Genomic DNA, 4,285 nt, shown 5'->3' with positions numbered 1-4,285 from the left:
AAGCGGTGGTGATCGCCCGCGAGGACCGCCCCGGGGACAAGCGCCTGGTTGGTTATGTCACCGGCACCGCCGACCCCACCGCTTTGCGCGCCGCGTTGGCCGAGCGGCTCCCGGCGTATCTGGTGCCCGCGGCGATCGTAGTCATCGGCGCGGTGCCGTTGACGGTCAACGGCAAACTCGACACCCGCGCCCTGCCGGCACCGGAATACACCGGCAACCACTACCGCGCCCCCGCTACCGCGGTGGAAGAACTGCTGGCCGGCATCTACGCCCAGGTCCTGGGCCTGGACCGGGTCAGCGTGGATGACTCGTTCTTCGAACTGGGCGGGGACAGCATCCTGTCGATGCAGGTGGTGGCCCGGGCGCGCGCGGCCGGGTTGTCGTGTCGGGCACGCGATGTGTTCGTCGAGCAGTCGGTGGCCCGCCTGGCCCGGGTCGCTGAGGTCGCCGAGGTCGGCGAGGCGCCGGCCGATGAGGGTGTGGGGCCGGTGGCGGCGACCCCGATCATGTGCTGGCTGCGTCAACGGGGCGCCCTGGGCAGTGGGGTCGATCAGTTCAACCAGACGTTGGTGTTGCAAGCCCCGGCCGGGGCCGGCGCGGCCGATGTGGTGGCGCTGTTGCAGGCGCTGATCGATCGCCACGCCATGCTGCGGTTGCGGGTGGACGACGACGGCGTGGCGGGGTGGTCGCTGAGCACCCAGGACCCCGGCGCGGTCGACGCGCGCACCTGCCTGCACACGGTGAACGAACTGTCGCAAGCGGCGGTGATCCAGGCCCGCGAGCGGCTCGATCCCGCGGGTGGGGTCATGCTGGCCGCGGTATGGGCCGCCGCAAGCGGGCAATTGGCCGTGATCATTCATCACCTGGCCATCGACGGTGTTTCCTGGCGAATCCTGCTGGAAGACCTCAACCTCGCCTGGGCCCAACACCACAACGGTCAACAGATCCTCTTGCCGGCGGTGGCGACGTCGTTCACCCGGTGGTCGGAGCTGTTGGCCGATTACGCTCACCGCGACGAGATCACCAGATTGGCCGAGACCTGGTCGGAGGTGGCGGCCACGCCACCGGCGTTGCCGGGGCCGGGGACCGACAGCTACGACACTGCGGGCAGTTTGTCGATGCAGCTGGATGTCGAGACCACCGCGATGCTGCTGGGCGAGGCTCCCGCGGCGTTTCATGCCGGTGTTCAAGATATTTTGCTGATCGCGTTCGGCTTGGCATTGGCGCAGTTGTTGGGTGCGGGGTCGGCGCGGATCGGTGTTGATGTCGAGGGCCATGGCCGCGACGAAGAGGTCGGCACTGGTGTTGATTTGTCCCGCACGGTGGGTTGGTTCACCGCGAAGTACCCGGTGGCGCTGGGCTTTGCGGGTTTGGACTGGGCGCAGGTGGTGGCCGGCGGACCAGGTGTGGGGACACTGGTCAAAGCCGCCAAGGAGCAACTGCGTGCCCTGCCCCCAGGTGTGACCTACGGGGTGCTGCGGTATCTGAACGAACAGGTCGACCTGGGCGGCGCCGACCCGGTGATCGGATTCAACTACCTGGGCCGAGTAGCCGGTGAGGCCGCGCTCTCCGGGGGCGGCTGGGAACCCCGCCATGAGGGTGTGGCGACGGTCAGTGGGGTGGCCGCGGCGATTCCGATGCCGCTAGCGCATTCGGTGGAACTCAACGCCGTCACTGTGGACGGCGAAGGTGGCCCGCGGTTGCAGGCGGAGTGGCGTTATGCGCCTTCGGTTTTGGATGAAGAGCGCGTCGACCGGTTGAGCCGGTTGTGGATTGAGGCCCTGAGCGGGATCTGCGCACATGTGCGCCAGGGTGGGGGCGGGTTGAGCCCATCGGACATCGCACCAGCCCGACTGAACCAGGCGCAGATCGACCAACTGCAGCAACAGTATCGGGTCGTTGACATCCTGCCGTTGACGCCATTGCAGCAGGGATTGCTGTTTCACACCGTCACGACTCCGGATGACGACGAACTGTATGCGGTGCAGCTCACCATCAGCATTGCCGGCCAGCTGGACGCGCGCCGTCTCAGAGACGCGGTGCAGTTGGTGATCTGCCGGCACCCGCAGCTGACTGCGCGTTTCTGTGACCGGTTCGCTGAGCCGGTGCAGGTCATCGAAATCGATCCTGCGGCGCCGTGGCGCTATGTCGACCTGACCGCCGACGGTGGCGACGATGTGGAAGAACAGGTCGCATCGGTGGCCGCCGCAGAGCGGACCGCGGTGTGTGATCTGTTGGGTGGGCCGGTGTTTCGGGCGGCGCTGATCCGTACCCAACCCGAACGGTACCGGTTCGTGTTGACCAACCACCACATTGTGCTGGACGGCTGGTCACTGCCGATCCTGATAGGTGAGATCTTCGCCGCCTATCAAGGGCAGCGGTTGCCCACGCCGGTCGCGTATCGCAAATTCATCGGCTGGCTCGCCGATCGTGACGCTGACGCCGCCCGTGCCGCATGGGGTGCGGTGTTGTGCGGTATCGATACCCCGACGTTGGTGGGGCCGGCGAATCGGGTGGGGTCGGGGCAACGCGGCGTTGCATCGGCGCAGGTTCCCGCGCACGTCACAAGCGGACTCAACGAGCTGGCCCGATCAGCCCACACCACCCTGAACATGGTGTTGCAGGCTGGATTTGGGCTGCTGCTGATGGGGTTGACCGGTCAGCGTGACGTGGTGTTCGGGACCACCATCTCAGCACGACCCACCGAAATAGCCGGCTCCGAATCGATGGTCGGGTTGTTGATCAACACGGTGCCGGTCCGAGCCACCGCCACCGCCACGACGAGCACCGCCGAGTTGATCAGCCAGTTGCACGACGCTTACCAACGCACCCTGGACCACCAGCATCTGGCACTCAGCGAGATCCACCGCGTCACAGGTCACAACCAGCTGTTCGACACCCTGTTCGTGTTCGAGAACTACCCGGTGGACACTGCGACCTTGTCAAGGGAAAACGGCTGGTCCATAACCGATTTCACCGCTCGGGAATACAACCACTATCCGCTGACGGTGCAGGCCGTTCCCGCGGCCGAACTGGGTCTTCGTGTCGAATTCGATACCGATGTGTTCGACTCCGCCGCCATCGACACGCTGCTAGAGCGGTTCCTCCGGGTACTGGTGGCGATGAACGCCGCTGCCTCGCAGCGGGTGTCGTCGATCGATACGCTTGACCGTGCCGAACGTGCCCGGCTCGATGAGTGGGGTCATCGGTCGGTATTGACCCGGCCGGCGGTCGAGGAAGGTAGTGCGTCGGTTCCGGTGCTGTTCGCCGCTCAGGCAGCCCGTATCCCGGATGCGGTGGCGGTGAGCTTTGGTGCGCAGTCTTTCACCTACGCCGAACTCGATGAGGCGTCGAACCGGCTGGCGCGCCTGCTAATTGGGGCAGACGTACGACCCGGGCGGTGCGTGGCCCTACTGATGCCCCGCTGCGCCGACGCGGTCGTGGCGATGCTCGCGGTGCTCAAGACGGGGGCGGCGTACTTGGCGGTCGACCCGGAGTTGCCCGAGACCCGCATTGCCTTCATGCTCGCCGATGCCAATCCGAGCGCGGTCGTCACCACGGAGAGCCTGCGCACGCGCGTGGCTGGACAGGACGTTTCGGTGGTTGATGTCGAAGACGCGCAACGGTACTCCAGCGCGCCCTTGTCTGGTGGGTTGGGGGCGGCGACGCCCGATGACCTCGCCTACCTGATCTACACCTCGGGAACGACGGGCACGCCCAAAGGGGTTGCCGTCACCCACCGCAACCTGGCCCATCTGGCAGCGTCGACACCTCCCCAGCTGCCGACGAATCAGGTATGGACGCAATGTCATTCGTATGCCTTCGACTTCTCGGTGTGGGAGATCTGGGCCGCGCTGCTGACCGGCGGTCGGCTGGTCGTGGTGCCCGATGCGGTGGCTCGTTCGCCGGAGGAATTCCAGGCCCTGCTGATCCGCGATGGCGTCAACGTCCTCACTCAGACCCCGTCGGCGGTGACGGCGCTATCACCAAAGGTGCTGGGCCCCACGGCGATACTGCTCGGCGGGGAGTCCTGCCCGGCCGATGTGGTAGATCGTTGGGTGCCAGGGCGAGTCGTGATCAACGCCTACGGCCCGACCGAGACTACGGTCTACGCGTCCATGACCGCTCCACTCGAAAAGGGGACGATCGAGGGCTCCGGGGTGGCGCCGATCGGTAAGCCGGTTTCGACCACGGCGCTGTTCGTCCTCGACGGCTGGTTGCGGCCGGTGCCGGTGGGTGTGGTGGGGGAGTTGTATGTGGCCGGTTCGGGTGTGGGGGTTGGGTA

The 4,285-nt window shown here is 66.3% G+C and carries 1 protein-coding gene; it reads left to right on the top strand.

Annotated elements, in window-relative coordinates; genetic code table 11:
• On the top strand, nucleotides 1-4,285 hold a 4,285-nt coding region (locus BST27_RS29660; protein WP_139805457.1), incomplete at both ends, for a condensation domain-containing protein.

This window comes from Mycobacterium intermedium, assembly GCF_002086275.1.
In the GTDB taxonomy this organism is placed as follows: domain Bacteria; phylum Actinomycetota; class Actinomycetes; order Mycobacteriales; family Mycobacteriaceae; genus Mycobacterium; species Mycobacterium intermedium.
The sequence above is the reverse complement of the archived record's forward strand: the minus strand, read 5'-3'. Positions and strand labels throughout refer to the sequence as shown.